We start from the raw sequence: 2,286 nt of genomic DNA on the forward strand, positions 1-2,286 counted from the left end.
CCTCGTTCGCTCTCCATCAGCTTTCCCACGCGCACAACACGAACATCTCGGGTTTCCCGGTGCTCGTCACCGACCCGAAGCAGCTCAAGAGTGCCTCCCAGTAAAGAAGGCGGCGGACAACCTCGAGGGGATGTGACCTCGAGGACGGAGAAGTTCGGACCCGGATGTCGGGGCGGGCTCGATCGGAGGCATGGGTGAAGCTGGGACTGACGGCCGACCAGGAGCTGTTGGGCGGTACCACGCGGAAGTTCCTGGAGAACACCGTTCCCACCTCGGTGCTCCGCGAGTTGCGGGACCATCCCGACGGGTACCAGGCGGACTACTGGAAGGCGGGCGCCGAACTCGGCTGGACCTCGCTGCTGGTCGCGGAGGAGTACGGCGGCGGCAGCGTGAGCGAGAACGGTCTGAGCGATCTGGCGCTGGTGGCCTACGAGTTCGGCCGGCACGCCGCTCCCGGACCGCTGCTGGCGGCGAACGTCGTCGCGGCGGCGCTGTCCCGGGTCGGCGGCGCCGCGCCCGCGCAGATCCTGGACCGGATCTGCGCGGGCGACATGGTCGCCGCGTGGTGCCTCAGCGAGCCGGCGCCCCACGCCGGCCTGGGCGAGGTCGCCACGACCGCCTCGGCGGTGGACGGTGACTGGCTGCTGTCTGGGACCAAGGGGCCGGTGGAGCACGCCGCGCAGGCGGAGCTGTTTCTCGTCACCGCGCGTACCGACGAGGGCCTCACCCAGTTCCTGGTCCCGGCCGACAGCCCCGGCGTCACGGTCACGCCACTGACGTCGCTGGACACCGTCCGCCGGTTCGCCCGGGTCCGCTTCGAGGACGTGCGGGTGCCGGCGGGCGCGGTGCTCGGCGACGTCGGCCTGGCCGCGGCCGAGGTCCAGCGGCAGCTGAACGAGGCACTGGTGATCCAGACCGCGGAGATGGTCGGGGCGATGGACCGGGCGTTCGAGCTCACGGTGGCCTGGGCTGGCGACCGCTACTCGTTCGGTCGGACGCTGTCGACCTATCAGGCGCTCAAGCACCGGTTCGCCGACATGAAGATGTGGTTGGAGGCGAGCCACGCGGTGGCGGACGCGGCGGCGGCTGCGGTCGGCGCCGGTGCCGACCGGGCGGCGGAACTCGTCAGCGTGGCCAAGTCGTACGTCGGGCAGTACGGACCGGCGCTGTGCCAGGACTGTGTCCAGCTGCACGGCGGCATCGGCCTGACGTTCGAGCACGACCTGCACCTGTACCTGCGCCGGGTCTCGGTGGGCAGCGCGTTGCTGGGCACCGCCCGGGAGCACCGGCTGCGCCTCGCCGGCCTGCTTGAGGCGCGGGAGCAGGCCCGGGCCGTCGCGGCGTGAGCACGGCGGTGGCGGGCGACGACGAGATCCTCACCGAGCTGCGGGGCGGGGTCCGCATCATCACGCGAACCGCCCGAAGGCCCGCAACGCGCTGACGGCGACGATGGTCGTCGCCTACGCGGCGGCGTTGCGCGCGGCGGAGGACGATCCCCGGGTCCGCGTGATCGTGGTCACCGGGGCGGGGGCCGGCTTCTGCTCGGGTGCGGACCTGACCGTGCTCGGCGAGGGGCCGGCCGCGATCAGGGCGTTCGCGCCGGCCGCCGAGGATCTGCCGACGCTGGCGCTGCGGCTGCGCAAGCCGGTGATCGCCGCCGTCAACGGCGCGGCGGTGGGCATCGGGTTCGCCTACATGCTCTGCAGCGACATCCGGATCGCCGCCGAGTCCGCGCGGTTCGCCACCGCGTTCTCCTGGCTCGGCCTGGCCGCGGAGTACGGCGTCTCCTGGCTGCTGCCGCGGCTCATCGGCGTCCAGCCGGCGATGGACCTGTTGCTCTCCGGGCGCATGGTGGACGCGCGGGAGGCCCTGGCGGCGGGCCTGGTCCAGCGTGTCGTGCCGGACGGGGAGCTGCTGGCGACCGCGGTCGGCTACGCCGCCGACCTGGCGGAACACTGCTCGCCGTTCTCCCTGGCGACCATCAAGGAGCAGGTCTACGGGGATCTTGACCGCTCGCACGCGGACGCACTGGTAGACACCCGGGAGCGGATGCGGGCCGCCCATGAGGGGGCCGCGCTGGCGGAGGCGATGGCCGCCCGGGCGCAGAAGCGGGCCCCGGTGTTCGAGCCCCTGCCCGCCTGGCGCGACTGATCCGAGGATCGACGCCCGCACCACCGCGGGATCCGTGGTGGTGCGGGCGGCTGCGTCCGGTCAGGTGGTGATGATGGAGACGCCGGCCGTGCCGGGGGCGCCGTAGAGCTGGGCGTAGCCGACGCGTGGGGTGCC

2 protein-coding genes are annotated in these 2,286 nt (G+C 72.9%); both read left to right on the forward strand.

Annotation, left to right across the window (positions count from 1 at the left end; all coding sequences use genetic code 11):
• Positions 1-194 precede the first annotated feature (194 nt).
• Positions 195-1,346 (forward strand): acyl-CoA dehydrogenase family protein, encoded by a 1,152-nt coding sequence (locus tag MXD58_RS29515; RefSeq protein WP_248841480.1) that lies wholly within the window; start codon positions 195-197, stop codon positions 1,344-1,346.
• Between the two features lie 103 nt (positions 1,347-1,449).
• Entirely contained in the window at positions 1,450-2,151 is a 702-nt protein-coding gene (locus MXD58_RS29520; RefSeq protein ID WP_248841481.1) for an enoyl-CoA hydratase-related protein, read from the forward strand.
• Positions 2,152-2,286 lie beyond the last annotated feature (135 nt).

The organism is Frankia sp. AgKG'84/4, assembly GCF_023242965.2.
Classification (GTDB): domain Bacteria; phylum Actinomycetota; class Actinomycetes; order Frankiales; family Frankiaceae; genus Frankia.